Origin of the sequence: Marichromatium purpuratum 984 (assembly GCF_000224005.2) — a bacterium.
GTDB lineage: Bacteria > Pseudomonadota > Gammaproteobacteria > Chromatiales > Chromatiaceae > Marichromatium > Marichromatium purpuratum.
Window position 1 is genome coordinate 1,621,727 of the sequence record NZ_CP007031.1, and the last position, 26,070, is coordinate 1,647,796.

Here is a 26,070-nt window from a genome sequence, read left to right on the forward strand (position 1 = left end):
GTCTCAGTCCGCGCCCTGGGCGGCGAGCCGCGCCAGGTGGCGCTCGCAGATCAGCCGCAGGTCGCGCCGCGACAGCGCGCTCGGCAGCAGTGGGCGCGGCGCGCCGGGCGGCAGCTCGGCGGTGAGCAGGTTGCGGGCGATACGGTACTCGCGCGCGGCGGGCGCGGCAGCGCCCTCGGCGCGATGCAGCTCGGCGAGCTGATAGTGCGCCCGCCAGCACTCGGGTTGGACATAGATGACGCGGGCCAGTTGCGTGCTCGCCGCCTGCGTGCGGCCCTGGCGCCGGGCGCAGCGCGCGCTGACGAGCAGCGCCTCGAGCGACCAGGGATCGCTGGCCAGGGCCTGTTCGCAGCTCGCCTGCGCCGCGGCGATCGCCCCGGTCTCGAACTCGAGCAGCGCGCGCAGCTCCAGTGCCGCCACCGAGCGGCGTTCGAGCGGGATCATGGCCAGCCGGGTCAGCGCCTCGGTGTAGCGCTCGGCGCGTGCCAGCTCCAGCGCCTCGGTATAGCAGCGCGCCGGGTCGAGCGGTGGCGGCGTGCGGCGCACCGGGCGGGGCGGGGTGAGGGCGGGCTGCGCGAGCGGGGCGTTGCTGAAATAGAAGATGCCGCGATGGACGTGCTGGCGTAGCAGTCCGATGTCGTTGGCGAGGGTCTCGGCGACGCCGACGATGAGGAAGCCGCCGGGGTTGAGCAGCCGCGCCAGCTGCGCGAGCACCTGGGCGCGGGTCGGCGGATCGAAATAGATCGAGACGTTGCGGTAGAAGATCACGTCCTGTCCCTGCAGCCCCGGCGGGTAGTCGCGGGCGAGCAGGTTGAGCGCGAGGAAGTCGACGCGCGCGCGGATGGCGGCGGCGAGCTGGTGCTGGCCGTTGTCGAGCCGGGTGAAGTGACGCGCGCGCAGTGCCGGGTCGAGGGCGCGGAAGGTAAAGGCGCCGTAGCGCCCGGCGCGAGCGCGCTCGAGCACCTCGGGGTCGAGGTCGCCGGCGCTGATGCGCACCGCGGCGGCGGCCTCGGCGCCGAGACGTTGCTCGAGGGCGATGGCGATCGAGTAGGGTTCCTCGCCGCTCGAACAGCCGGCCGAGAGGATGCGGATCGGCGTCTCCGGGGGCGCGTGGTCGCGCGCGCGCAGCGTCGGGATGAGGTGATCGGTGAGCAGCTCGAGGTGCTGGGCCTCGCGATAGAAGTAGGTCTCGTTGATCGTCAGCAGGCTGCCGAGCGCCATGAGTTCGGCCTCGTCGGCGCGCAGCCGGGCCAGATAGGCCGCGGGGCCGTCGCTCGCGGTGTGGGCGATGCGACGCGCCAGCGCCTCGCGCAGCGTCGTCTCGGAGGCGGCGTCGAAGTGCAGCCCGATCCGCTCCCTGATGAGCGTGCGCAGCGGGGCGAGATCGTTCACGACGGGGCGGGCGCGACGGCGCCGGTCAGGGTGCACAGACGCGGCGGGATCTCGGCCAGGGCGAGGACCTCGGCGGCGGCGCCGGCGACGATCGCCTCGCGGTTCATGCCGAAGATCACCGAACTGGCCTCGTCCTGGGCGATGGTCGGGGCCCCGGCGCGGCGCATCGCCAGCAGCCCGCGTGCGCCGTCGCGCCCCATCCCGGTGAGGATCACGCCGACGGCGCGTGCGCCGTAGTGCGCCGCCACCGACTCGAGCAGGTGATCGCAGCTCGGGCGGTAGATGTCGCCGGCGGCGCGCGGCGAGAGCTGGATGCGCTGCTCGTGGTCGACGCCGAGGTGCTGGCCGGGGTCGGCGATGTGGACCCGGCCGGGGCGCAGCGCCTCGCCGGGCTCGGCGACGGCCACCGGCAGCGGACAGAGCCCGTCGAGCCAGGCGGCCATCGCCTGGGCGAAGCCGTCGGCGATGTGCTGGGCGATGAGCAGCGGCGCGGGGAAGTCGGGCGGCAGCGCGGCGAGGATCTGGGCGAGCGCGTGGGGACCGCCGGTCGAGGCGGCGATGGCCACCACCTGGGCGCGGTGACGGCGCGGCTCGGGGGCCGCCGGGGCGAGGGCGGCGGGGGCCTGGGGGCGACGGATGTGGCGGATCACCGGCACCCCGGCGAGGGTGCGCAGCCGCTGCGCCAGGCGCGACGCGTCGCCGAGCGCCTCCTTGGGCAGGGCGTCGAGCGCGCCGTGCGCCACCGCGGCCATGGCGTTGCGCGCATCGGCCAGGTCCGAGACCACCAGGATCGGGGTGGCGCGCGTCGACATGATCTCGGCGATGGCCTCGAGCCCGCCCATCCCCGGCATCTGCAGGTCCATGGTGATGATGTCGGGGGCGAGCTCCTGGGTCAGCCGCAGCGCCTCGCGGCCATTGCCGGTCTCGGCGCAGACCTCGAGACCGGCGGCGGCCTCGATCTGGGTGCGGATCAGCGCGCGTGCCAGCGGGCTGTCGTCGACCACCAGCACGCGGATCGGGCGGCCCGCGCTCATGCCGGATCCCGGGTGTCGGCGGCGGGCGCGGCGCCGAGCTCGAAGCGGTCGACGCGCTGGCCGAGGTTGGTCGAGAGCTGGGTCATCTGTTGGGCGACCTGGGCGATGCGCTGCACCGACTGGGCGGTGTCGGCGCTGGCGGTGACGATCTCGCGCAGCGCCACTACCACCTGGTTGCTGGCGGTCTTCTGCTGCTGGGTCGAGAGGCTGATCTGTTGCGCCGAGCTGGTGGTCTCGCCGGCGGCCTCGACCAGCGAACGGAGGAGCCCGGAGCTGCGCGAGGAGGCCTCGAGACCCTCGGCGATGCTCTGCGAGCCCTTCTCAGAGTTGATCACCAGACGGTTGATGGCGTCCTGGATCTCGATGACCTTGTTGCTGATCTCGCTGGTCGAGTCGGTGACCGAGTCGGCCAGGCGGCGGATCTCGGCGGCGACCACGCCGAAGCGCTTGCCCGCCTCGCCGGCCGAGGAGGCCTCGAGCGCGGCGTTGAAGGCGATCAGCTTGGTCTGATCGGCGACGGTGTCGATGATCTCCATGACCTTGGAGATCTCCTTGGACTTGTGGCCGAGGGCGACGATCTCGGCGAGCGCGTGCTGGTTGTCGCGACGGATCTCCTCCATCTGCGCGGCCAGCTGCTGCATCGACTCGGCCCCCTGCAGGCTGTCGTCGTAGGTGCGCTTGGCGATCTCGGCCACCGAGCCGGAGTACTCGGCGATCTGGGTCGAGGAGGCCGACAGCTCCTCCATGGTCGAGGTGATCTCAGCGATCGAGGCCGACATCTCGCTGGAGGTCGCCGCCTGGCCCTCGACGGCGCCGGCGATCTCGCGCGCGGCCTCGTCGACGGCGCGTGCATCCTGCTCGACCTCGCCGACGAGACCGTGGAGATGGCGGCGCATGCGCTCGCCGTCGTGACCGAGCGCGGCGAGTTCGTCGCGCCCGTCGATGGCGATCTCGTGGCTGAGGTCGCCGGCGGCGATCTGCTTGATGCCGCCGGCGAGCCGGCGGATGCGCCGCTCGAGCGCGCGCGCCGTGAGCAGCGTCAGCACCAGGCTGAGGCCAGCGACCAGGGCCGCGACCAGCCAGGCCTCGCGGGTGCTGGCAGCGATCGCGGCGAGCGCCGCGCTGCGGTCGCGCACCAGCTCGATGACCCCGATCGGGGTGCCGGAGTAGTCGGTCACGGCGCTGGCGTAGACCGCCACCGGGGTGGTGCCGAGCCGGGTGTGGACGAGCTGCGGGGTGCCGGCGAGCGCCGCGCGCAGCCGCGAGTCGTCGAGCAGCGGCTGGGCGCCGAAGGTACCGGCGAAGGTGCGCAGACCGTCGGCGCGGGCCAGGTGCAGCGCGGCGTCGACGCCGTGATGCTGCTTGAAGTTGGCGAAGAAGTCGGCGCCGAAGGCCATGCCGAACTCCACCGAGCCGACATGACGCCCCTGCCACGCCACCGGGACGATGCCGCGCGCGCCGAGGTTGGCCACCCCGACCTCGAGCCCGCGCTGGGGCTCGCGCTCGCGGTTGGTGTCGACCACCGAGTGACGGAAGCCGGAGAGGTCGTCGCCGTAGCGCTCGGGCATGTGCAGGCGCAGCATCGAGGTCGCCGGCGGGGTGTGGAACTGGAACTGCACCACGCCATAGTCAGCGTGGAGCTTGCGATAGGCCGGTTCGAGCGCCGCGCGCAGCCAGGCGCGGTCGCCTGCGGCGAAGTGCGACTGGATATCGGGGAGGTTCGCCACCAGGGTGCTCATCGCCGCGGCCAGCCGGGTCTCGGCGGCGATCTCGGCCTGCAGACTGTCGGCATAGAGCGCGAGTTGCTCGTGCTCGGCCTCGGCGGTGAGGCGATCGATGTCGTGGAGGTTGTTGTAGGTGAGTGCCGCCACGGCCAGGGCGATGGCCAGCCCCATGCCCAGCAGGATATTGGCCCACAGCGGGAGATACTTGAACATCGCAGGCTTCCGTAGTGATCCGCGGGGCCGGCTGCCACTCTGGGGCCGGCGTGATGGCGCCGCCACCGCAGGCGATGGGCGGCGCGTCAGCTGCGGATGCTAGCGCAGCCGCGCCCAGGGCGCGACCACGCGCTGCGCTCAGGCACTCAGTTGCAGTGTCGGCGCCTCGAGCGCCTCGACCAGATGGGGGATCTGCGAGAGGGCGGGGGCGCCGTCCATCAGCAGCGCGATGGGCATCACCTCGAAGATCTCCTCGGGTGGCGCGCCGAACTCCAGCGCCGAGCGCGCGTGTAGACGGATGTGCTCGCGGCGCTGCTCGACCAGGGCGATGCCGAGCGCGATCAGCTCGCGCACATGGTGCTCGATCGGACCGCGCCCAAGCACGTACTCGCGCCAGGAGTCCTCCCAGGATTCCCACATCTCGCCGCCGCCGCTGGGGCTGGCCTTGAGAAACAGCGCGATCTTGCGCACCTGACTGAGTTCGCCATCGCCGGCGCCGAGACGCTGTGCCGCATCGCTGTGGATGTCGATGCAGCGCCGGCACTGCTTGGCCAGGGCGATACCGAGGGTGATCAGCTCCTTGCTGGCGCGGTCGATGCGGCCCTTCTTGGTGCTCTCCTGGGAGAGTTCGCCGATGATCTCGAGGAATTCCTCGAGTCCGTACTCGCGGGCGCGGCTGAGTGAGTGCTTGAAGGTGTCGGGACTGCTCATGGTCGATGGGTTCCTACTGCTGTCGGGGCCGGGGTGGAGAGATCCGTCCGGCGTCGGACACCCGGTGCGGGCGAATGGGGTGAAGCCAAGTGCAGGTGTCGAAACCGTGCGCCCGGTCACGGTTGCGGACGACGGCTCGAGGCCGGTGCGTCGACGTTGCGTCGTCGGCGCGCCGGTGTCTCCACGCTAGCCCAAGGCGCGCTCGCGGATCAATCGTCGCGCGCCGCCGCGCGACGGCGTCGCCCTGCTTTCAATGGCTTGCCCGCGTCCCCATGATCGGAGGCTCGGCCTGTCACCGATCGCCCGACCCGTGCCCGGTGCGAGCCGTGCGGTGCGCCCGGAGTGATGCGAACGTGTCCGTCCATGCGGATCGTGGTCGCTGTCGCGGGGCGATCGGCGTTAGGATGCGACCAGCGGACAGCAGCTGACCGGGAGGCCCCTCCATGCACCGCACCAGCGGTATCCTGCTCCACCCGACCTCGTTGCCCAGTCCCTTCGGGATCGGCGACCTGGGGCCGGGTGCCTACCGATTCGTCGACTTCCTCGCCGCCGCCGGCCAGGGGCTGTGGCAGATGTTGCCGCTCGGTCCCACCGGCTATCACGACTCACCCTATCAGTGCACCTCGGCGTTCGCCGGCAACCCGTTGTTGATCAGTCCGCAGCGGCTGCTCGAGGCCGGTTGGCTCGATCCCGAGGATCTGGAGCAGGCGCCGGCCTTCGCCGCCGACCGGGTCGAGTACGAGGCCGTCGGCGCTTGGAAGCGCGCGCTGCTCGAACGCGCCCGGCGCGGCTTCGAGGCGCGCGCCACGGCGGTGCAGCGCGAGGCCTATGCCGCCTTCTGCGAGACCCATGGCGACTGGCTCGAGGACTTCGCCCTCTACAGCGGTCTCAAGGCCTTCCACGCGCAGCGCCCCTGGACCCAGTGGGCGCGCGACTACGCCCTGCGCGATCCCGGCGCGCTGGCGCGCTGGGCCGCGGCCAACGGCGAGGCGCTGGCGCTGCAGCGCTTCGTCCAGTTCTGCTTCTTCGAGCAGTGGCAGGCGCTGCGTGACTATGCCCATGCCCGTGGCGTGCGCCTGATCGGCGATATCCCGATCTTCGTCGCCCACGACTCGAGCGAGGTGTGGACCCACCCGCACTGGTTCGAACTCGACGCCGAGGGCGAACCGACGGTGGTCGCCGGGGTGCCGCCGGACTATTTCAGCGCCACCGGACAGCGCTGGGGCAACCCGCTGTATCGCTGGTCGGCGCTGGCCGCCGACGACTACGCCTTCTGGGTGGCGCGGCTGCGCCAGGTGCTCGGGCTGGTCGATCTGGTGCGCGTCGATCACTTCCGGGGCTTTGCCGGTTACTGGGAGATCCCCGCCGACGAGCCGACCGCGGTCAACGGGCGCTGGGTCGCCGGGCCGGGGATGCGGCTCTTCAGCGTGCTCCAGGCGGCGCTCGGCGAGGATCCGCCGCTGATCGCCGAGGACCTCGGGGTGATCACCGAGGACGTCGAGGCGCTGCGCGACGGGCTGGGACTGCCGGGGATGGCGATCCTCCAGTTCGGCTTCGAGGACATCCCCGAGGGTTTCGGGCGGTCTTACTTCCTGCCCCATCACCACCGCCCCCGTCAGGCCGTCTACACTGGCACCCACGACAACAACACCCTGCGCGGCTGGTGGGACAGCCGCGACGAGTCGGTACGCCGCCACGCCCGGGTCTATCTCAACACCGACGGTCATGAGATCCACTGGGACTTCATCCGCAGCGCCCTCGGCTCGGTGGCGGAGATGGCGCTGTTTCCGCTGCAGGACGTGCTCGGGCTCGGCGCCGAGGCGTGCATGAACCGCCCCGGCACCGCCGAGGGCAACTGGGAGTGGCGCTTTCGCGAGGAGATGCTCGAGGCCGGCAGCGCCGAGCGGTTGCGCGCGCTCAGTCGACTCTTCGGGCGGCTGCCGCACCCTGAGGGTTGAGCGCGGCGCTCAGCGCGCCGGGGTGGCGCCGAGATAGGCGATCCAGCCGGCGTCGGGCTCGCCGCGCTCGACCGCGACGAAGTCGCCGTCGGGCTCACCCTCGGCGTCCCAGCCCTGCCAGTAGACGCCGACCTCGCCGAAGCCGGCCTCGGCGAGCAGCTCGCGCAGCTCGGGCAGGGTCCACAGCCGCCACTGATAGCTGAAGGCGCGCTCGAGCCGCGAGCCGTCGTCGAAGGCGAAGTGGATGTGACACTCCAGATCGCTGCTGATCGGGTCGAAGCGCGCCTGCTCCCAGATGTAGTCGAAGTCGCCCTGCTCGGGGTCGGCGACACGGCGCGCCTCGCGGATCACCCGCGGGGCGTCGTAGCCGCCGTAGACATCGAGCAGGAAGACCCCGTCGGGGGCGAGCGCGCGGCGCACCGCGCGGAAGTAGTCGCCGAGCGTCTCGCGGCTGCGCAGCAGCCAGTAGCTGAAGTTCATCGCCACCACCAGGTCGACGGGCGCGGTGGCGGCCTCACGGACATCGGCTTGGCGCAGCGCCAGCCGTGCGCGCGCCTCGGGCGCGAGCGCGGCGAGGGTGTGGGTGCGCGCCCAGTCGAGCACCGCGGCGTCGAGATCGATGCCGAGGGCCTGATTGTCGGGGCGGCGGCGCACCCAGGCCGCGGCGATTGCGGCGCTGCCGCAGAAGTCCTCGCGCAGCCGTCGCGCCGGACGGCCGCGCAGGTCGGTGACGAGCTGATCGAGCAGGTCGATCTCGGCCTCCGGGGCCTGGACGGCGAGTTCGTAGAGACGGTGACGGTCGGCGGTGCTGGCGCGGGTATCGGACATGGGGCGATGATCTGGCCGGGACGGGTCGGGCGATGATGCCTGCTCGGCGGGCGAGAAGAAACGGGTTGAAAGCCGTCGGGGTTTCGGTTAAAGTTCACGGCTCAAACGCGCTGCAGGTCTTCCTGTCGGCGTGTTTTCCGGAGAGGTGTCCGAGTGGTTTAAGGAGCACGCCTGGAAAGTGTGTATAGGTTAATAGCCTATCGTGGGTTCGAATCCCACCCTCTCCGCCACACAGCAAAAAATACCGCCCTCGAGGCGGTATTTTTTTGTCCGCATCTCCTCGCCCCGATCGCCGGGGCACCCGGGCTGATCCTCAGCCGCCCCGACGGGGTGGATAGCGTCCGGCCTCGGGTCGCGCATGTCTCGCGCATCATCTCCGCCGGAGTCGTCCGTACCCGCTGTCAACTTCCCCAATCCTGTGCGCTGCGCGCGCGGATTCGCCTGCTGCTGCGGATCGTCCGGGCCGATCGGGCCGGTGGCCGCTGGCTGACGGGGCGAGCCGGGCGGTCTCGATGAAGGCGCCGCGCCGGATGCTTGCCATCCCTGTCCCGGAGCTGTGGCCGCCTCTGTTCGCGGTCTCTGGGCGGATTGAACCCTCAGCCGCGCCAGGGCCGCAGCGCGAGCCGTCGCCCGTCGGTGAACGCGCCGCGCAGGGTGCGCCACTGCGGGTTGAGCGAGAGCGCACGCAGATGGCTGGCGCAGGCCCGCGCCGGGCGGCCCTCGGCGCGGTGCCATTCGGCCTCGCCGACCAGCAACCGGGCGCGGGCGCGGCGCAGTGCGAGCGGGTGCGCAGTGCCGAGTTCGGGGCGGTAGCGCCGGATGATCTGCGCCAGCGCCGCGAGCCGCGCCTCGGTGCGAGCGGCCTCGGCCTCGGCGCGTCTCTCGTAGTCGCAGTAGACGCGCGGGCTGAAGCCGACCGCCCCGGCGCTGGCCAGGCGCAGCCACAGGTCCCAGTCCTCTGCAGAATGCAGTTGGCGGTCGAATCCCTTCGCATTGTGCAACGCATCGCGTCTGGCCACGACCGTCGAGGTGCCGACCACGTTCTCGGCGAACAGCAGCGCGGCGGGGTGGGAGAGCCGGCGGAACGCGTCGTCGCCCTCGAGCAGTCGCCGGAATCCGGGCCAGAGGCTGAAGCAGTCGCCATGGTCCTCGCCGTCGGCGCCGACATGGCGGTAGTTGGTGAAGCTCATCACCAGCTCGGGGTCGCGGCGGTGGAGGGCGAGCTGCGCGGCGAGCTTGCCCGGGTACCAGCAATCATCGGCGTCGAGAAAGGCGACCAGCTCGCCGCGCGCCGCGGCGATGGCCTGGTTGCGCGCGTGCGCTGCGCCATGACCGCCGAGCCGGATCGGGCGCAGCCAGCGCGCGTGCCGGGCGCGCGCACACAGCCAGTCCCAGGTGCCGTCCTCGGAGCCGTCGTCGACGACCAGCACCTCGAAGGTCTCGAGCTGCTGGGCGAGAACGCTGTCGATCGCGCGCGGCAGCTGCTCGAGACAGTCGCGGGTGGGGATGATGATCGAGACCTGGATGGGCTGGGGCGACATGGCGAGTCCTCTGGCATTGATGTTGCTCGAGGCGCAGCAGTTCGCATGCCAAACGGAAACATCATGACCATGAAGAAGACGATCGCCTACCTCGTCCCCGCCTTTCCGGTTCTCTCCGAGACCTTCATCGGTACCGAGATCCGCGCCATGGAGTCGCTCGGTCACCGAGTCGTGCCGATCGCCTTCCGCCGTCATCCGGGACCGGCCCAGGCCAGCGATCAGCGTCTGGCGGTGCGCACCTGGTATCTCTCCGATCTCGGTCCGGCCGATGCCGCCGAGGCGCTCGGCGGTCTCCGCCCGAGCCTGATGCGCGGGCTCGGCTTCGCGCTGCGCCAGCGCGATCTGCCGCGCGCCGCGCTGCTCTACAGCGCCGCGCGGGTGGCGGCGGTGATGCGCTACGAGGGCTGTACCCATCTCCATGCCCATTTCGCCCAGGCCTCCACCGCCACGGCGATCGTCGCCGCTCGCTGGCTCGGTATCGGGGTGTCCTTCGCCGGTCATGGCCGTGACGTCTACGCCGCCCCTGCCACCCCCGCCGATCTCGCGCTCAAGCTCGACCGGGTGGACTTCGCGGTGGCCGTCTGCGAGGACATGCGGCGCGACTTCACCGCGCTGGCGCCGCGCGCGCGCGTCGGGGTGCTCTACTGCGGGGTCGACCCTCGCACCTTCGCGCCGGTGGTGAGCGGTGCCGCGGACGCCGATCGGTTGCTGTTCATCGGTCGGCTGCGCGAGACCAAGGGGGTGGAGGATCTGCTCGAGGCGCTGGCGCTGGTCCCGGCGGCGCACCGCCCGCGGCTCGATCTGGTCGGCGACGGCCCACTGCGCGAGGCGCTGCAGGCGCGTTGCACGCGCCTCGGGCTGGATGACTGGGTGGAGTTCCTCGGGGTCCGTCCGGCCGAGTGGCTGGCGCGTCACGGTCCCGGTTACCGGGCACTGGTCGCGCCCTTTCGCATCGCCGCCGACGGTGACCGCGACACCGACCCGGTGGTGGTCAAGGAGGCGATGGCGATGGCGCTGCCGGTGGTCACCACCATGCTGATGGGCTGCAAGGAGATGGTGACCGACGAGACCGGCTGGCGGGTGGCGCCGGGCGATCGCGCTGCGCTCGCCCGCGCCCTCGAGACGGTGGCGACCATGGCGCCGCTGCGCCTGGCGGCGATGGGGCAGGCGGGGCGCAGACGGTTGCTGGAGCTGTTCACCGCCGAGCGCCAGGCCCGGGCGCTCTCGGCGCTGGTCGAGGAGGTGTGAGATGGCCCCCGCGCACGCCCCGGACATCGGGCGCCGGTTACGGGTTCGCGCTGGCCGCGACGCCGTCCCGAAGAGCGTTGCAGGATGCAAGGGCCCGCTGCCGGTCGCGTTGCACGCTGCAACGCGAGGGCGGGGGGCGACACGGGAGCGCGCCGGCGCGCGCGGATGAGACGTGGCACGCGATCTGCTGACGATCCGTCACCCCCTGCTCCTCGGTCCCGACCATGCCCATCGCTCTGCTCTACCGCATCGACGATCTGCCCGCCGGCGCCGGGCCTCAGCGCGACCTGACCGTGCCGCCGGTGCTCAGCCGCACCCCACTCAGGCCGTACGACGGGGTCGAGGATCTCTCGACGGACCGTGCCGACGATCATCTGCTCGTGGAGGATCCCCGATGACCACCATCGTTCATGTCGTGCCGCACCTGCGTCCCGGGGGACTGCAGACCATGGTGCTGGAGCTGGCGCGTCACGGCGCCGCCTCCGAGCGCCACCTGGTGGTGAGTCTGGAGGGTGAGGGCGCAGCGGCGGTTGCCGCCTGGCCACGGCTGCAGACTCATGTCGCTCGGCTGCGTTTTCTCGCCAAGCCCGCGGGCTGGACGCCGACGCTGATCCCACGTCTGGCGCGGCTGCTGCGCGCCGAGGGGGCGGTGGCGGTGCACACCCATCACATCGGCCCGTTGGTCTATGCCGGTCTGGCCGCGCGCCTGGCCGGGGTGCGCCATCTGGTGCACACCGAGCACGACACCTGGCATCTGCAGGGTGTGCGTCGGCGCTGGCTGCACTGGAGCACGCTGGCGCTGACCCGGCCACGGCTGGTCGCCGATGCCGAGCATGTCGCCGCGCGCATCCGCGCGCGCCTGCCGGGATGGCGGCCACGGCTGATTCTCAAGGGGGTCGACACCGATCACTTCGTGCCCGGTGATCGCACCCTGGCGCGCGAACAGCTCGATCTCCCGCGCGAGGCGCGGCTGATCGGCTGCGCCGCGCGACTCCACCCGCTCAAGGGCCAGCAGTTGCTCATCGAGGCGCTGCTTGGGCTCGACGCGAACACCCACCTGGCACTCGCCGGCAGCGGCCCGGAGGAGGGCGCGCTGCGCCGGTTGGTCGCCCGGCTGGGGTTGTCGCAGCGTGTGCACTTCATGGGGCGGGTCGATGCCATGCCGACCTTCTACCAGGCGCTTGATCTGTGCTGTTGGCCCGCGCTGGCCGAGGGGCTGGCGCTGGCGCCGCTGGAGGCCCAGGCCTGTGGCATCCCGGTGGTGGTCGCCGCCACCGGCGCCGCCGTCGAGACCGCCTGTCCTGCCACCGCCCGGGTGGTGCCGCCGGGCGATGTCGCGGTGTTGAGCACGGCGCTGGCGGTGCAGCTCGCGGGCATCGCGCGCGCCCTGCCGTCCGACCCGCGCCCCTATGTCCTCGTCCGCGCCGAGCTGCGGGCGATGGCCGCGGCCTACGCCGCCCTCCGTCAACCCGCTGCGAGCTGACTCGCGGTGTGGAGCCGTCGGCTCGTCGTGCTCACCCTGGCCGCCGTGCCCCCATGAAAGCCCCCGGCTATCGGCTGTCGGCCGGGGACGGTAGTCTGGTACCGATGGCCGGGTCGGCGCTGTTTTTGGTACGGTTGCCCGCGCCGTGCATGTCCTGTAGTCGCCGTCGGTGTGCGCCTTCCCCTGATGCGGGGGCTGGATCGGCGCGGTCGTGCGCGCGCCGATGACACGGGGTGAAGGCGGGCCAGTGAGCGTGGCCGCGCGGCGGGCCTGGCTTGTGCTCTGACGCGGGCGCCTACAGGTGTCCTGGCGGGGTCTGGGGCTCTCCCGCCCCGAGCGGCATGGACGAGGAGGAGGAGGGAGCGCGGATGGGCGATGGTGTCGACGACGAAGCGGAGGGGGTCATCGGGGGCGCTTTCGACGGCCTCGGGGCCGCTCGGGCGCGGCCATTGCAGATCGAGTCGCATCCTGCGCCGCCGCTCGCGCCGGTGCACTTCGCCGCCTGCCCGGAGGCGTGGCCGACGTGCTGCGATAGCCTGATCCTCGCCGCCTCGCCGCCTCGCCGCGCACCGATCGCAACAGCGTCGGGGGCTCGGCCGAGCGGGTCTGCGCCCGCTGCACCGCCGTGCGCCCGCGCGGGGCCGAGGCGCGGTTGTCCGACGACCGTCTCAATCCACCGCCGGCCGAGGAGCTGGCGCGCGAGTCCGATTGCCTGGCACGGTGGTTGCTGGGGTTGAGCAGACGTCTGCGCAAGGCGATCTGGACGTCCAATCCGCTCATCCCTGGAAACCCGACCCCGGAGCCAGAACACCATGCTGCTCTCCCACAGCCGCCGCTTCGTCTATTTCCACATCCCCAAGACCGGCGGGAGTTCACTGACCTCGGTGTTGCGCGACGACCTCGACACCCGGGCCTCGCTCGCCGGGCTCGACGTGCGCGCCCCGGGCTGGCAGGACCGCTGTCACTTCGACGGTCGCCAGCACAGCACCTATCGCGACAACGCCCGGCTGCTGGCCAGGTATCCCGACTACTTCCGCTTCGCCTTCGTGCGCAACCCCTGGGATCTGGCGCTGTCGTGGTACATCGCGCTGGCGCGCGCCAGCTCCGACGAGGCGCTGGGCACGAGGCATCTCTCCGGCCCCGGCTTCAAGCAGTTCCTGCGTCGCGCGCTGCGCCCGCGCGCGCCCGGCGACTGGCTTGCCTGGGCCAGCCAGGCGCCCGTTCATCGCTTCATGGTCGGTCGTTCCCAGAGCGACTATCTGAGCGATCGAGGGGGGCGGCTGCAGATCGACTTCCTCGCCCGCTTCGAGTACTACCAGGAGGATCTGACCGCACTGTGCGACCATCTCGGTCTGGCGCCCCCGGCGCCCGAGCACTTCAACCGATCCCGGCATGGCCGGCTCGACTATCGGGAGTTCTATGACTCACAAAGCCGCGACTGGATTGCGCGCCGCTTCCGGCGCGACATCGAACTCTTCGGCTACCGCTTCTGAGCACGCCCGGCGCCGTCGCTGGCCGCCGCTGCTGTTGCTGGCCCTGCTCGTGGCACCGCTGGCCGCACCGGCCACGGAGCTGAGCTTCGGCATCGTGCCGCAGCAATCGGCCAGCACCCTGGCGCGTCTCTGGGTGCCGCTGCTCGAGGCGCTCGGCGCGCGCGCCGGGGTGGCGCTGCGCTTCGAGACCGCCGCCGACATCCCCACCTTCGAGCGTCGTCTGGCGCAGGGCGAGTACGATCTCGCCTACATGAACCCCTATCACTACACGGTGTTCGCCCGCGACCCCGGCTATCGCGCCCTTGCCCGCGCCGAGGGGCGGCTGCGCGGGGTGCTGGTGGTGCGCGCCGACAGCCCGTTGCGCGAGGTCGAGTCGCTGCAAGGCGCGACCCTGGCCTTCCCGGCGCCGGCGGCCTTCGCCGCCAGCGTGCTGATCCGCGCCGAGCTGGCCCAGCGCGGCATCACCTTCACCTCGCGCTATGTCGCCTCGCACGATTCGGTCTACCGCACCGTGAGCGTCGGACTCTATCCCGCCGGCGGCGGGGTGGTGCGCACCCTCGAAGCGCTCGCCCCGCAGCGGCGCGCCGAGCTACGCGTGCTGATGACCACCGAGGGCTATACCCGCCACGCCTTCGCCAGCCATCCGCGGGTCGCCCCCGAGGTGCTCGCGCGGGTGCGCGAGGCGATGCTCGGACTGGCTGCCGACGCCGAGGGACAGGCGCTGATCGAGACGTTGGGGATGCCCCGGCTGGTGGCCGCCGAGGATGGTGATTGGGACGACGTGCGCGCCCTCGGTATCGACCTGCTCGACGATCTGCGCGCCGAGGCCCCGTGAGCTTCCGTCTCAAGACCATCCTCGGCATCGCACTGATCGAGGCGGTGCTGCTGGCGCTGCTGGTGTTCAGCGCGCTGAGCTGGCTGCGCGAGTCGAACGAGGCGCAGCTGCTCCAGCGCGCAGCCACCGCCGCCAACCTGGTGGCGACCAATGCCACCGACGCGGTGCTGGCCACCGATCTGGCCCGGCTCGAGAGCCTGCTCGACGAGGTGCTGACCAACGCCGACATCGTCTATGCGCGGGTGCGCGATCGCGACGGTCTGATCCTCGCCGAGGCCGGCGCGGCGAGCGCGCTGGCGCGACGCTTCGTGCCCGATCAGGACGCCTCGCGCGCCACCGACGGGGTGTTCGACACCCGTGCCGAGATCCATGCCGGTGGGGCCTATTTCGGTCGTGTCGAGCTGGGCGTCTCGGTCGAGCCCTTCCACGCGTTGCTCAGCTCGGCGCGCTCCAGGGCGATCGGGATTGCGCTGCTCGAGATGGCGCTGGTGGCGCTGTTCTCGTTGCTGCTCGGTACCTATCTCAGCCGTCAGCTGCTGCGTCTGCGCGATGCCTCCAACCGCATCGCCCGCGAGGGTCCGGGGGTGCGCATCCCCCAGCACGGCCACGACGAGATCGGCGAGGCGATCCACGCCTTCAACCTGATGTCCACGCGCCTGGCCGGCAGCTATGCCGATCTCAACGAGGCGCTCACCGCCGCCCGTCAGCTCGCCGAGCGCATCCGCAGCAGCGAGGCGCAGAAGAGCGCGCTGCTCGATGCCGCGCTCGATGCCATCGTCACCATCGATCTCGATGGCCGGGTGGTCGACTTCAACGCCTCGGCCGAGCAGATCTTCGGCCATCTGCGCGAGGACGCCATCGGCCAGCCGCTGGAACGGCTGATCGTCCCCGAGCGCTATCGCGCCGCCCACCGTCGCGGCATGGTGCGGTTTCGCGCCGAGGGCAAGGGGCGGGTGATCGGCCAGCGTCTGGAGATGGAGGCGCTGCACCGCGACGGCCACGAGTTCCCGATCGAGATCGCCATCACTGAGGTCGAGGCCGAGGAGACGGTCTATTTCACCGCCTTCATCCGCGACATCAGCGCCCGGCGCCGCGCCGAGGAGGAGCTGCGTCTGGCCGCCCAGGCCTTCGAGGCCCAGGAGGCGATCTTCATCACCGACGCCGAGAGCCGCATCCTGCGCGTCAACCGCGCCTTCACCGCGATCACCGGCTATGCCCCGCACGAGGCCATCGGCGAGACGCCGCGACTGCTCAAGTCCGGGCGTCAGTCGCAGCGCTTCTACCAGGAGATGTGGGAGCGGCTGGAGCGCGACGGCCACTGGGAGGGCGAGATCGAGAACCGTCGCCGCGACGGTGAGATCTTCTCCGAGTGGCTGAGCATCACCACGGTGCGCGACCCCGCGGGGCGGGTGACCAACTATATCGCCAACTTCATCGACATTAGCGAGCGCAAGCGCACCGAGGCGGCGCTGATCGAGGCGCGCGCCCGCGCCGAGCAGGCCAGCGAGGCCAAGTCGCGCTTCCTCGCCACCATGAGCCACGAGATCCGCACCCCGCTCAACGCCATCCTCAACATGAACGAGCTGCTGCTCGAGAGCGGTCTCGACCCCGAGCAGGCGGCCCGTGCGCGGGTGGCCGGCGAGGCTGGGCACAGCCTGCTGTCGGTGGTCGACAGCATCCTCGACTTCTCCAAGATCGAGGCCGGACGGATGGAGACCCGGCCCGAACCCTGCGCCCTCGAACCCCTGCTCGAAGGGGTGCTCGGGCTGTTCGCTGCGCGCGCCTTCGCCAAGGGCGTGCAGCTGGTGCTGACCCTCGACCCGCAACTGCCGGTGCGGGTCGAACTCGACCCCGGTCAGCTGCGCCAGATCCTGCTCAACCTACTCGGCAACGCGCTCAAGTTCACCGAGCACGGCGCCATCGAACTGCGCGCCGGGGTGATGGGCGAGGGCGCCGGGCAGCGACTCTCGATCGAGGTGCGCGACACCGGCATCGGTATCGCCCGCGAGCGTCTGCCCGAGCTGTTCAGCGAGTTCGTCCAGGTCGACGACTCGCGTCGCCGACGCTTTGGCGGCACCGGACTGGGGCTGGCGATCTGTCGCGGGCTGGCGCGGATCATGGGCGGCGAGATCGGCTGCGCGAGCGAGCCCGGCGCTGGTTCCTGCTTCTGGGTGCGCCTGCCGCTGCGCGCGCGCGCCCCGGCCGACGAGCGGCGTGCGCGTCTGGCGCGTCTGGCCGCGGGCTGGCGGGTGCAGGTGTGGGCCGCCAGCGCGCCGCTCGCCGAGGGGCTGGCGCGCCAGCTCCGGCTGCTCGGTCTGGAGGTGGTGATCGTCGGCGAGGAACGCTGGTTCGCCGAGGCCGCCGCCGTGCCCGCGCGGCTGTGGCTGGTGGCCCCGCCGGGCGCGGGGACGGCGGCGCGCGAGATCCCGATCCATCGCGACCGGACGAGCGCGCCGACGCCCGAGACCGCCACCCTGCCGCTGATGCCGCGCGCACTGTGTCGGCAGCTCGGCGTGGCGCTCGGCGCCCCCGAACTCTTCCCCGTGCCCGACTCGCCCCGGCCCGAGCCGGCGGCGCCGACGCCGGCGGCAACGGCCGCCACCGGCCCGATCCTGCTGGTCGAGGACAGCGAGGCCAACCGTCTGGTGGCGCTGGCGATCCTCGAGCGCGCCGGCTACCGGGTCGAGACCGCCGCCGACGGTCATCAGGCGCTCGCCGCGCTGCGCGCGCGCCCCTATGCACTGGTGCTGATGGACGTCTCGATGCCGGGGATGGACGGGCTGGAGGCTACCCGGGCGATCCGCGCGCTGCCCGGCGAGCGCGCCCGTGTGCCGATCGTGGCGATGACCGCCAACGCCTTCAGCGAGGATCGCGAGCGCTGCCTGGCCGCCGGCATGGACGACTATCTGAGCAAGCCGGTGGTGCGCGCCGAGCTGTTTGCCGCCCTCGCGCGCTGGCTCGGTGGCGAGCGCGCCGAGGATGCCTCGGCCGACTCAGCGGCCAGGGAGCGCGCGGCGCCGGCGCCGGCGGTCGGGGTGCTCGATCTCGGGGTGCTCGACGAACTCGCCGAGGAGATGGGCGAAGACTTCCTCGTCGGCATGCTGCAGACCTTCGAGATCGAGACCCGGCGCCGGGTGGCGTGCATCGAGCAGGCCTGGGAGGGCGGCGAGATCGTCCAGCTCGAACACGAGGCCCACACCCTCAAGGGCGCCTCCGGCACCCTCGGCGCGCGCGCGCTGCAGGCGCTCGCCTTCGACTGCGAGCAGGCCGCCCGCGCCGCCGACCGCGACCGTCTGGAGGCGTTGATCGCGCGGCTGCGCGGGTGCGCCGAGCAGGCGCTGGAGGCGCTCGGGCAACGCTGCGCGGGAGGCGAGGACGGTCCGCGCGAGCCTGCTCGGGACTGAGTGCGCCGTCGACCTCGACGGCGCGTACCGCCAGCGCTGGCGTCACGCGAACCGTCGGACGGCGCGGTGGATGAAGCCGCCGCGCACGATCCCTATATCTGAGGCTCGACCATCGGAGAGGCGACCGCCCCCGCGCGGGGGCGGTCGTCGGCGCGCCAACGGACCAGGACGCCCGCCATGGAGCAGACACCCCCCAGCATCCTGATCGTCGAGGACAGTCAGGTCCTGCGCGAGGTCTACAGCGGCTACCTCGCCACCGAACCCTACCGCGTCGAGCCCGTCGAGACCGGCGCCGAGGCGCTCGCCGCGCTGGCCCAGCACCCGCCGCACGCGATGCTGCTCGACCTGCGCCTGCCCGACATGGACGGCATGGAGATTCTCCGTCACGTCGGCGCGCAGCGGCTGCCGACGGCGGTGGTGATCATCACCGGGCACGGCTCGGTCGACCTTGCCGTCGACGCCATGCGCGAGGGCGCCTTCGACTTCATCGAGAAGCCCTTCAACGCCCGGCGCCTGCGCGTCACCCTGCGCAACGCGCTCGAGCGCCAGCGTCTCTCCAGCCTGCTCGACTCCATCCAGGAGACCTTCGACCGCGACCGCTACCACGGCTTCATCGGTGCCTCGCTGGCGATGCAGGCCGTCTACCGGGTGATCGACAGCGCCGCGGCGAGCAAGGCCACCATCTTCATCACCGGCGAGAGCGGCACCGGCAAGGAGGTCTGCGCCGAGGCCATCCACCGCCAGGGACCGCGCCGCGAGGCGCCCTTCATCGCCCTCAACTGCGGCGCCATCCCGCACGACCTGATGGAGTCGGAGATCTTCGGTCACCTGCGCGGCGCCTTCACCGGCGCGGCGCGCGACCGCGTCGGCGCCGCCGGACAGGCCGACGGCGGCACCCTGTTTCTCGACGAGATCGGCGAGATGGACCTCGATCTGCAGACCAAGCTGCTGCGCTTCGTCCAGACCGGCAGCTTCCAGCGCGTCGGCTCCACCCGTCAGGAGGCGGTCGACGTGCGCTTCGTCTGCGCCACCAACCGCGACCCGCTCAAGGAGGTCGCCGCCGGGCGCTTCCGCGAGGACCTCTACTACCGTCTCCACGTCATCCCCATCGAACTGCCGCCGCTGCGCGCCCGCCAGGACGACATCCTGCTGCTCGCCGAGCACTTCCTCCAGGGCTTCGCCGCCGAGGAGGGCAAGGCGTTCCAGCGCTTCGCCCCGGCCACCGCGGCGCGACTGCGCGACTACCACTGGCCGGGCAACGTCCGCCAGCTGCAGAACGTCATCCGCAACGTCGTCGTGCTCCACCAGGGCGAGACCGTCGACCCCGAGATGCTGCCGCCGCCGCTCTCCGAACACCTCATCACCCCGTCGCGCACCCCCCTCACCGAACCCACCCAACCGGCGCCCGCCGCAGCCACCACCACCACGACACCCGACCCCGGCATCCAACCCCTGTGGCGCGTCGAACGCGAGGCCATCGAACGCGCCATCGCCCACTGCGACGGCAACATCCCCCGCGCCGCCGCCCTCCTCGAAGTCAGCCCCTCGACGTTGTATCGGAAGCGGCAGGCTTGGCAGAGTGGGGAGGGGTAGTCGTCCGAGCCCTTTGGATCCGCCGATCGCTCAGAGAACGCTTCCGTACGGGAACGGGCTTTTCAGATAGAAACAGTCGGTTTCTGTCTCGCGTCGATGCATCATTAGAACTTGATTTTACACGAAACGTGTTTAATCTTGAGTTGATGTAATTTTTCGGTGGTTCCTTGGCCGGTAGGGCGAATCGTTCGGTGAGGATATTGGAGTTGACAGTCGTTCCAGCGTGGGACGCCGTTTCGTGGCGGGCGGAAAAACAGATCGTAATGGCTGGGAAATATGAGGTGAGGTATGAAATTGACAAGGTTTTTTGGGGTTTCGATCTCAGTGTTTTTTATTGTTTCCTGCGTGAGTGGCATGGATCGCCGTGATTTTGATCGTTTGGAAGTCAAAGAGGCAGATAAGCGTCTAGGAAACTTTCTCGTTCTCAAGCCTTGTAGTTGTGAGCGTCTTCTTCAAGATGAATCATCATGCGATTCTCCTTCTCAAGAAACAAAGGCCTACGGGACTATTGCTTCAGCGGTCTTTTCTGCTGCGGCGTATTATGGTGCCAAGGTTGCTGTGAATTTGATTGATGAAAACATTGAAGCTTATAAGAATGGGTTGTCAGGTTCCTTTTCGGCGATCACGTATTTTGATGGTGATTTTGTAGATAATGAAAAAGGGTGTTTGATTGTTGCTCGTGGGCTTATTGGCAGCATGGGTGATGATAGCGTGACAGGTTCGCCTGAGGGTTGCAAAGATGTTTCTGATGTAGTTGCCGCTTTCAGTGGCGGGAGGTCTCGATTTGTGGGATGTCCTGCTTTTTATCTTGAGGAAGATGTTGTTGTAAAGAAAGATGCTTTTATTTTTAAGCCAAGGCGTTTGATCTACGGAGCTTCAGTAGGAAGGAATCCTGGCTCAGGAATGAAAAATGTTTCTTTGATGCTGACTATGGGCTATCAGGCTGTCGGAAGTAATTCTGGTAGTGGAGGTTCGGAAGGAAGTGCCTTGATGCTCTATCAAGATTTCGGTCGTCTTGATATAGGTCGATCGTATGATGCGAGTCTTCTGGCTGGTACTGACATGATGGTGTTGAAGTCGGTTTTTTCTGGACCCAAGGTAGTTACGGCCGTGGTGACCGATTCAGAGGAGCCTGGTGTTGGTCTAAAGGCAATCGAGGCGGCCCTCGACGAGGATAGTCAAAATGCGTTTGTCGGCGCCTTTGAGGTATGGCTGCGTAATGTATTGGGCGTCAAGGATCCAGAGGAACCTGAATCTGAATGAGGTTCACCTGTTTTTTCGTCCCCCAGGGGGTTGATCTCATGCGACCGTCTGATCGCTGTTCTGTCCCGCCTGCCACTGTTGCATGAATTCGACGGGGGCGATCGCCAAGTGTCGAGCGCAGCCGCTTGCGGTTGTCGAAGACCTCGATGTACTCGAAGGCTGTCGCGCGCATGGCCTCGCGGATCGCGAAGCGCTCGCCGAACTTGCGATTGAACAGGTCGAAGACGACGGCCAGATAGAGCCAGCCCTGGTGGGCCCAAATGTCGGTGATATCGGGGCTCCATACCCTGCCTTGCCCGCGCTTTCCTCCAGCTTGACCGCCTCACTGCGCCGCACCCAGTTGCGCACCGTTTGCTCTATCAGGCTTATCTCGCGCGCGATCGAGGCGATGCTGCGCCCCGACGGCACCCACCTGAGCGCCGCTCCAGCGTGTATACCCGCTGCGGGGTCTTCTGCGTCGTGCGCTCCAAGCGTTGATCGTCAGTCTACGTCAATCCCTGGGGGACGAAATTCGGCGGGAACCTCAATCCGAGCGGAGGCGGTTGGTGCGGCCCGCAGTCGTGTAGCGGCGAGGGCAGGGCCCCTTGACACGACGGCGTGCGCCCGACACTTTTATGCGCCGGGGTCAAACCATCGGCCTACCACGGCTGTCTCCCCGGCGAGCGGATGAAGCGGGGTTGATTCGCCCGCTATTTGTAGCGAACGGCAATCATCCAGCGCTCGAATCGCACCCATCGCGATCGGCCCTGGATTCGAGCGGTGAAGCCCAGAGACCGGCCTCGACTCACGACGAAGACCAAAAAACGCGTTCAAACGTCGATAATCAGGGTGGTTGGCGTTCGCGCAGTGTGTGTAGAGCGGCTTCAGGGTAAGCCCGCAACCGAGGATTCCAGGATGACGGATCCGCGTGACGTACAACCCGAAGACCTTGAACCGGCCTCGCCGCCTGCGGAGGCCGCCACTCCTACCGGCAGCGATGACGGCCCGCCGCCCGAGCCCGAGGCTCTTGCCGAGCCTTCGCCGGGGGCTGCGCCACCGTCTGCCGACGCCACGTCGATAGACCCCGAGGCCGAATCGCTGGCCTCCAGACACGCTTGGCGCACTTGGCTGCGCTCGGGTTGGGGCTTACTGCTCTCCTTCATCGCCGTCGCCTCCAGCGTCGTCACCCTCGTCGCTTATGTCGAATCCAAGCTCGACGAGCACCTTGTCACCACCCCCCGGCTCCGCACCCAGCTCGAGGCCTCGGTCGAGGCGACCTATCAGCGGGATAAAGACGCCGCCGAGGCGATTGTCGGCGACTGGCAGGCGCGCCAGCGTCAGCTTGAGGCCGCCGAGGCGCAGCGCGATGCACAGCTTGCACGTATTGATGCGTTGGCCGAGGAGTTCCAGCGCATCGCCAGCGGCGCCGATGCCGACAGCGTCGCCAAGGAACTCACGCGTATTCTGGACGAAGAAGGTCCCTCCGCTGCACTCGATTACATCGAAACACAGCGTGGCGACATCATCGCGCACTTCCTCAAGGACCGTGCCGCCAACCGTGCCAAGTTGAAACCGCTGCTCGCCAGTGCCGGCCTCTATGCCACCGAGGGCGAGGTGGAGCACGCCCGTGGGCTCTATGCGCAGGTCGTTGGGCTCGCCCCGGACTGGCCCGAGGCCCTCGATACCCACCGCGGATTCCTCATCGATCAGGCCGACCTCGCCGTGATTCGCGGTGATCTCGATGCGGCCGAGCGCGACTTCACCCTGGCCCGCCAGCGCGTCGATGCGCTGATCGCGCTCCAGCCCGAAGAGCCGCGTTGGCAGCATTTTCTCGCGCTCGGTCTCGACCGCACCGGCAACCTCAAGGTTGCGCGCGGGGACCTCGACGGGGCACAGCAGGACTACGATGGCGCGCTGGCCATCTCCGAGCGCCTGGCCAAGTCCGACCCGAGCCACGCCGGCTGGCAGCGCGACCGCTCCGTGAGCCTCAACAGGGTCGGCGACATCAAGGCCGCGCAGGGGGATCTGGCCGGGGCGCTGGCCGCCCACGAGGAGAGCCTGGACATTGCCGAGCGCCTGGCCGAGTCCGACCCGAGCCACGCCGGCTGGCAGCGCGACCTGGCCGTGTCGTATTACAAACTTGGCACGGTCGCCGATGCTCGCGGTGACCAACACGCGCTGGCTCGGCATTGGGGCACCATGCTGGCGATCTTCGACACCCTTGATCGAGCGGGGCGGCACATCAGCCCGTCGGACCGGAAGGGGTTGGACACCATCCGCGCGCGTGTTGATGAGGCGGTTGCGGGTGCGGCCACCGATCACGCTGGAGCCGTATCGTCATTGGGGGGCGATTGAGTGAGGCGCGTGAGCTGAGCAGGTGCCTCTCGACGATGTGGACGGAGAGGGCGGGGAGAATGCTGGAGATGCCGGACCGTCGTCGCGTCAGCGGATGCTGTCGAGCGGCCCGCGCGTCTTCTGATGGGCCGCGCGTGAGGCCAGCAACGCCTCTGCTGCGCGATGACCTCGGCGGGGTCGGTGCGGCTGGTGAGGAGGACGCTGGCGATCGGCGGCGGGATGCGTGCGGCGATCTCCGCGATCTCCGCCTCGGAGATGACGCCGGGCCCACTGGGCATCTCCGCGACCAGCCCGAACGCCGAGGCGCCGCAGCGGATGGCCAGGGCGGCCTCTTCACTGGAGCCGATGCAGCAGATCTTGACGCGTTGCAGGCGTGCCTCCCGTTGTCACCCATCGAGGTCGCCGACAAGGCGGCGACAACAGTGTGATGACCCGAGCGGCGGGGCTCAATCCATCACCGCCACCGCCTTGACCTGCGCATGCACCTGTTGACCGGGGTGGTGGCGGAGGCGTTCCCAGGAGTGGCGGGTGATGCGCGCGAGCAGGCGGCCCTCGGGGGGGGGGTGCCGACGGCGAGGCCGAGGGTAGACATGCTTGCGCCGCGAGCCGACCTGATCGAGCTGGGCCTCCAGAATGGTGTCGAGGATGCTGGCCGGTCAGTAGTGTTCGGATTGTTCTCGGCCTCGCGTGCGGCGAGCCGGGCGTAGAATTCCTGGGCGACTGGTGTCTTTCCCTAGCCGGAGGGCGTTTCCAGTGAGACCAGCCGGGTCTCGCGGTGCGTCTTGACCTCATCCAGCGCCGAGAGCAAACCGTCAACGAGCCGCATGCGCGAGGCGCCAACGAAGGGAGGTTGGGTGATAGGCTGCTCCATGACGGCGACGGCTCCCGAGATCTGTTCATCCATTGGCCTCCAGGATTCTGACCGAACAATGGGGCGTGTCACAAGACGTGTGAGGGGCCGGCCCCGACACGAAAATCCTTCGCGCTCTTCGCGACTTCGTGGTTCAAATCCGTCTCCAGCACCGACGACGCTGGATGGGGCCGGCATGACAGAGGCTTGTCTGGCCACGCTGGAGCCCAACCGCGCTTGGCCGCATAATTGCTTCCCCTGAACGCCGGACGTGCCGGTCGGGGTCTCGTGCCCCGGCGTGGTGCGCCACGACGTCCGTTGTTCCACCTCCAGCCAAGCCGGCGCGCCGGCTCAAGCCATATCATGAAACGAATCTCCGCCACCGAGCGCATCCACGGCGACCGCCGTGACTGGCACAATCTGCGGGCGATGTTGCCCTTCCTCTGGGAGTTCCGGGGGCGCGCGGCGCTGGCCATCGGCTGTCTGGTGCTGGCGAAGGTGGCCAACGTCGGGGTGCCAATGCTGCTCAAGGAGATCGTCGACGCCTTCGAGCACCCCGAGACCCAGGCGCTGGTGCTGCCGCTGACGTTGCTGCTCGGCTACGGCGCGCTCAAGCTCTCGTCCTCGCTGTTCAACGAGTTGCGCGACGTGGTCTTCGCGCGGGTGCGCTATCGCGCCATGCGTCGGCTCTCGACGCGGGTGCTGACGCATCTGCACCGGCTCTCGCTGCGCTACCACCTGGGGCGCCAGAGCGGGGCGATCAGCCGCGATCTGGAGCGCGGCACCCGCTCGGTCTCGACCATCCTCAACTATGTGGTGTTCAGCGTGCTGCCGGTGGTGGTCGAGTTCCTGCTGATCGCGGTGGTGCTGCTCGGGCAGTACGCGCTGAGCTTCACCCTGGTGACCTTCGCCACGGTGGCGGTCTATTTCGTCTTCACCTTCGCCATCACCGAGTGGCGGATGGACTACCGCCGCCAGATGAACCGGTTCGACTCGCAGGGCAACAGTCAGGCCTTCGACAGCCTGATGAACTACGAGACGGTGAAGTACTTCGGCAACGAGCGCCTGGAGCTGGAGCGCTACGACGCTACCCTCGACGCCTGGGAGGGGTTGGCGGTACGCAGCCAGAACTCGATGTCGGTGCTCAACTTCGGCCAGGGGGCGATCATCTCCGTCGGCGTCACCCTGATCATGATCCTCGCCGCCCGCGGGGTGGTCGACGGCAGCATGAGCATCGGCGATCTGGTGCTGGTCAACGCCTTGTTGCTGCAGCTGTTCATCCCGCTCGGCATGCTCGGCATCGTTTATCGCCAGATCAAGTACGCGCTGGCCGACATGGATCTGGTGTTCAAGCTGCTCGAACGCGAGCCCGAGATCGAGGACGCCCCGGGCGCCCCGGCGCTGGCGCTGCGCACCGGCGAGGTGCGCTTCGAGCACGTCGATTTCCACTACCAGCCCGAGCGCGCCATCCTCCGCGATGTCGACTTCACCATCCCCGCCGGGCAGACGGTGGCGGTGGTCGGGCACAGCGGCGCGGGCAAGTCGACGCTGTCGCGGCTGCTGTTTCGCTTCTACGACCCGATCGGCGGACGGGTGCTGATCGATGGTCAGGACATCCGCGCCGTCTCCCAGGACAGCCTGCGCGCGGCCATCGGCATCGTCCCGCAGGACACCGTGCTGTTCAACGAGAGCATCTACTACAATCTCGCCTACGGTCGCCCCGGGGCGAGCCGCGCCGAGATCGAGCAGGCCGCCGAGATGGCACACATCCGCGACTTCATCGAGTCGCTGCCCGATGGCTGGGAGACGGTGGTCGGCGAGCGCGGGCTCAAGCTCTCCGGCGGCGAGAAGCAGCGCGTGGCGATCGCCCGCACCATCCTCAAGCGTCCGCGTATCCTGGTCTTCGACGAGGCCACCTCGTCGCTCGACAGCCGCACCGAGCAGGCCATCCAGCAGACCCTGGCCGAGGTCGCCGAGAACCACACCACCCTGGTGATCGCGCATCGTCTCTCGACGGTGGTCGAGGCCGACCGCATCCTGGTGATGGAGGCCGGGCGTATCCGCGAGCAGGGCACCCACCAGCAGTTGCTCGCCGCCGGCGGCCAGTACGCGGCGATGTGGGAGTTGCAGCAGCGCGAGGGCGCGCAGTCGAGCTAGGGAGGATGG

At 69.6% G+C, this 26,070-nt stretch carries 19 protein-coding genes and 1 tRNA gene; 12 read left to right on the forward strand and 8 right to left on the reverse strand.

Annotated elements, in window-relative coordinates; all coding sequences use genetic code 11:
- Window positions 1-3 precede the first annotated feature (3 nt).
- From MARPU_RS16610 to MARPU_RS07365, 4 genes are all read right to left on the reverse strand, one after another.
- Complete coding sequence (locus tag MARPU_RS16610) at window positions 4-1,392, reverse strand: CheR family methyltransferase (RefSeq protein ID WP_005223753.1); 1,389 nt, start codon at window positions 1,390-1,392, stop codon at window positions 4-6.
- Complete coding sequence (gene cheB, locus MARPU_RS07355; protein ID WP_005223752.1) at window positions 1,389-2,426, reverse strand: chemotaxis-specific protein-glutamate methyltransferase CheB; 1,038 nt, start codon at window positions 2,424-2,426, stop codon at window positions 1,389-1,391. Before cheB ends, MARPU_RS16610 begins: the two co-directional genes overlap by 4 nt.
- Window positions 2,423-4,363, reverse strand: coding sequence for a methyl-accepting chemotaxis protein (locus tag MARPU_RS07360; protein WP_005223751.1), 1,941 nt, complete (start codon window positions 4,361-4,363; stop codon window positions 2,423-2,425). The genes cheB and MARPU_RS07360 overlap by 4 nt, the downstream gene beginning before the upstream one ends.
- 138 nt (window positions 4,364-4,501) lie before the next feature.
- Window positions 4,502-5,074 carry a carboxymuconolactone decarboxylase family protein gene (locus tag MARPU_RS07365; RefSeq protein ID WP_005223750.1) on the reverse strand — a complete coding sequence of 191 codons (573 nt, stop codon included), beginning with the start codon at window positions 5,072-5,074 and terminating at the stop codon, window positions 4,502-4,504.
- Between the two features lie 443 nt (window positions 5,075-5,517).
- On the opposite strand from MARPU_RS07365, the gene malQ reads away from it, so the two are divergent.
- The gene (gene malQ / locus MARPU_RS07370; protein WP_005223749.1) at window positions 5,518-7,032 is read left to right on the forward strand and encodes a 4-alpha-glucanotransferase; all 1,515 of its coding nucleotides are present in this window, start codon (window positions 5,518-5,520) and stop codon (window positions 7,030-7,032) included.
- A 9-nt stretch (window positions 7,033-7,041) separates the two neighbouring features.
- Here malQ and MARPU_RS07375 read toward each other — a convergent pair whose 3' ends face one another.
- A complete protein-coding gene (locus MARPU_RS07375) occupies window positions 7,042-7,860 on the reverse strand; it encodes a class I SAM-dependent methyltransferase (protein WP_005223748.1) in 819 nt (272 codons plus the stop codon).
- Window positions 7,861-7,999: 139 nt separating this feature from the next.
- Here MARPU_RS07375 and MARPU_RS07380 point away from each other — a divergent pair.
- Window positions 8,000-8,090 (forward strand) — tRNA-Ser (locus MARPU_RS07380).
- 366 nt (window positions 8,091-8,456) lie between these two features.
- Here MARPU_RS07380 and MARPU_RS07385 read toward each other — a convergent pair.
- The gene (locus MARPU_RS07385) at window positions 8,457-9,401 is read right to left on the reverse strand and encodes a glycosyltransferase family 2 protein (protein ID WP_005223747.1); all 945 of its coding nucleotides are present in this window, start codon (window positions 9,399-9,401) and stop codon (window positions 8,457-8,459) included.
- A gap of 69 nt (window positions 9,402-9,470) precedes the next feature.
- Here MARPU_RS07385 and MARPU_RS07390 point away from each other — a divergent pair, with 69 nt between their 5' ends.
- The 9 genes from MARPU_RS07390 (at window position 9,471) to MARPU_RS07425 (ending at window position 23,054) form a co-directional block, all read left to right on the forward strand.
- Entirely contained in the window at window positions 9,471-10,649 is a 1,179-nt protein-coding gene (locus MARPU_RS07390) for a glycosyltransferase (protein ID WP_043763293.1), read from the forward strand.
- A gap of 224 nt (window positions 10,650-10,873) precedes the next feature.
- Entirely contained in the window at window positions 10,874-11,047 is a 174-nt protein-coding gene (locus MARPU_RS17535) for a hypothetical protein (protein ID WP_005223745.1), read from the forward strand.
- Entirely contained in the window at window positions 11,044-12,132 is a 1,089-nt protein-coding gene (locus tag MARPU_RS07400; protein WP_005223744.1) for a glycosyltransferase, read from the forward strand. Before MARPU_RS17535 ends, MARPU_RS07400 begins: the two co-directional genes overlap by 4 nt.
- Before the next feature lie 812 nt (window positions 12,133-12,944).
- Complete coding sequence (locus MARPU_RS07405; protein WP_005223743.1) at window positions 12,945-13,625, forward strand: sulfotransferase family 2 domain-containing protein; 681 nt, start codon at window positions 12,945-12,947, stop codon at window positions 13,623-13,625.
- Window positions 13,626-13,659: 34 nt separating this feature from the next.
- Window positions 13,660-14,460 (forward strand): phosphate/phosphite/phosphonate ABC transporter substrate-binding protein, encoded by an 801-nt coding sequence (locus MARPU_RS07410; RefSeq protein WP_005223742.1) that lies wholly within the window; start codon window positions 13,660-13,662, stop codon window positions 14,458-14,460.
- Window positions 14,457-17,864 carry a PAS domain S-box protein gene (locus MARPU_RS07415; RefSeq protein WP_005223741.1) on the forward strand — a complete coding sequence of 1,136 codons (3,408 nt, stop codon included), beginning with the start codon at window positions 14,457-14,459 and terminating at the stop codon, window positions 17,862-17,864. The genes MARPU_RS07410 and MARPU_RS07415 overlap by 4 nt, the downstream gene beginning before the upstream one ends.
- A 177-nt stretch (window positions 17,865-18,041) precedes the next feature.
- The gene (locus MARPU_RS07420; RefSeq protein ID WP_005223740.1) at window positions 18,042-19,457 is read left to right on the forward strand and encodes a sigma-54-dependent transcriptional regulator; all 1,416 of its coding nucleotides are present in this window, start codon (window positions 18,042-18,044) and stop codon (window positions 19,455-19,457) included.
- Between the two features lie 288 nt (window positions 19,458-19,745).
- A complete protein-coding gene (locus tag MARPU_RS17540) occupies window positions 19,746-20,720 on the forward strand; it encodes a hypothetical protein (RefSeq protein WP_005223739.1) in 975 nt (324 codons plus the stop codon).
- 894 nt (window positions 20,721-21,614) lie between these two features.
- Complete coding sequence (locus MARPU_RS07425) at window positions 21,615-23,054, forward strand: hypothetical protein (protein WP_025275190.1); 1,440 nt, start codon at window positions 21,615-21,617, stop codon at window positions 23,052-23,054.
- 446 nt (window positions 23,055-23,500) lie between these two features.
- Here the strand turns inward: MARPU_RS07425 and MARPU_RS18130 are convergent, their stop codons facing one another.
- Both MARPU_RS18130 and MARPU_RS17545 read right to left on the reverse strand, forming a co-directional pair.
- On the reverse strand, window positions 23,501-23,701 hold the full coding sequence (locus MARPU_RS18130; protein WP_084015226.1) for a TOBE domain-containing protein: 201 nt from the start codon (window positions 23,699-23,701) through the stop codon (window positions 23,501-23,503).
- Between the two features lie 86 nt (window positions 23,702-23,787).
- Window positions 23,788-23,958, reverse strand: coding sequence for a hypothetical protein (locus MARPU_RS17545; protein ID WP_005223737.1), 171 nt, complete (start codon window positions 23,956-23,958; stop codon window positions 23,788-23,790).
- 309 nt (window positions 23,959-24,267) lie between these two features.
- On the opposite strand from MARPU_RS17545, the gene MARPU_RS07435 reads away from it, so the two are divergent.
- Window positions 24,268-26,061: an ABCB family ABC transporter ATP-binding protein/permease gene (locus tag MARPU_RS07435; protein ID WP_005223736.1), complete on the forward strand. Its 1,794-nt coding sequence runs from the start codon at window positions 24,268-24,270 to the stop codon at window positions 26,059-26,061.
- Window positions 26,062-26,070 lie beyond the last annotated feature (9 nt).

What these genes read in the sequence shown, in the direction of transcription:
- cheB (WP_005223752.1), bottom strand. Translation starts at nt 2,426, where the DNA reads ATGAGCGCGGGCCGCCCGATCCGCGTGCTGGTGGTCGACGACAGCCCG.
- MARPU_RS07360 (WP_005223751.1), bottom strand. Translation starts at nt 4,363, where the DNA reads ATGTTCAAGTATCTCCCGCTGTGGGCCAATATCCTGCTGGGCATGGGG.
- MARPU_RS07365 (WP_005223750.1), bottom strand. Translation starts at nt 5,074, where the DNA reads ATGAGCAGTCCCGACACCTTCAAGCACTCACTCAGCCGCGCCCGCGAG.
- malQ (WP_005223749.1), top strand. Translation starts at nt 5,518, where the DNA reads ATGCACCGCACCAGCGGTATCCTGCTCCACCCGACCTCGTTGCCCAGT.
- MARPU_RS07375 (WP_005223748.1), bottom strand. Translation starts at nt 7,860, where the DNA reads ATGTCCGATACCCGCGCCAGCACCGCCGACCGTCACCGTCTCTACGAA.
- MARPU_RS07385 (WP_005223747.1), bottom strand. Translation starts at nt 9,401, where the DNA reads ATGTCGCCCCAGCCCATCCAGGTCTCGATCATCATCCCCACCCGCGAC.
- MARPU_RS07390 (WP_043763293.1), top strand. Translation starts at nt 9,471, where the DNA reads ATGAAGAAGACGATCGCCTACCTCGTCCCCGCCTTTCCGGTTCTCTCC.
- MARPU_RS17535 (WP_005223745.1), top strand. Translation starts at nt 10,874, where the DNA reads ATGCCCATCGCTCTGCTCTACCGCATCGACGATCTGCCCGCCGGCGCC.
- MARPU_RS07400 (WP_005223744.1), top strand. Translation starts at nt 11,044, where the DNA reads ATGACCACCATCGTTCATGTCGTGCCGCACCTGCGTCCCGGGGGACTG.
- MARPU_RS07405 (WP_005223743.1), top strand. Translation starts at nt 12,945, where the DNA reads ATGCTGCTCTCCCACAGCCGCCGCTTCGTCTATTTCCACATCCCCAAG.
- MARPU_RS07420 (WP_005223740.1), top strand. Translation starts at nt 18,042, where the DNA reads ATGGAGCAGACACCCCCCAGCATCCTGATCGTCGAGGACAGTCAGGTC.
- MARPU_RS17540 (WP_005223739.1), top strand. Translation starts at nt 19,746, where the DNA reads ATGAAATTGACAAGGTTTTTTGGGGTTTCGATCTCAGTGTTTTTTATT.
- MARPU_RS07425 (WP_025275190.1), top strand. Translation starts at nt 21,615, where the DNA reads ATGACGGATCCGCGTGACGTACAACCCGAAGACCTTGAACCGGCCTCG.
- MARPU_RS17545 (WP_005223737.1), bottom strand. Translation starts at nt 23,958, where the DNA reads ATGGATGAACAGATCTCGGGAGCCGTCGCCGTCATGGAGCAGCCTATC.
- MARPU_RS07435 (WP_005223736.1), top strand. Translation starts at nt 24,268, where the DNA reads ATGAAACGAATCTCCGCCACCGAGCGCATCCACGGCGACCGCCGTGAC.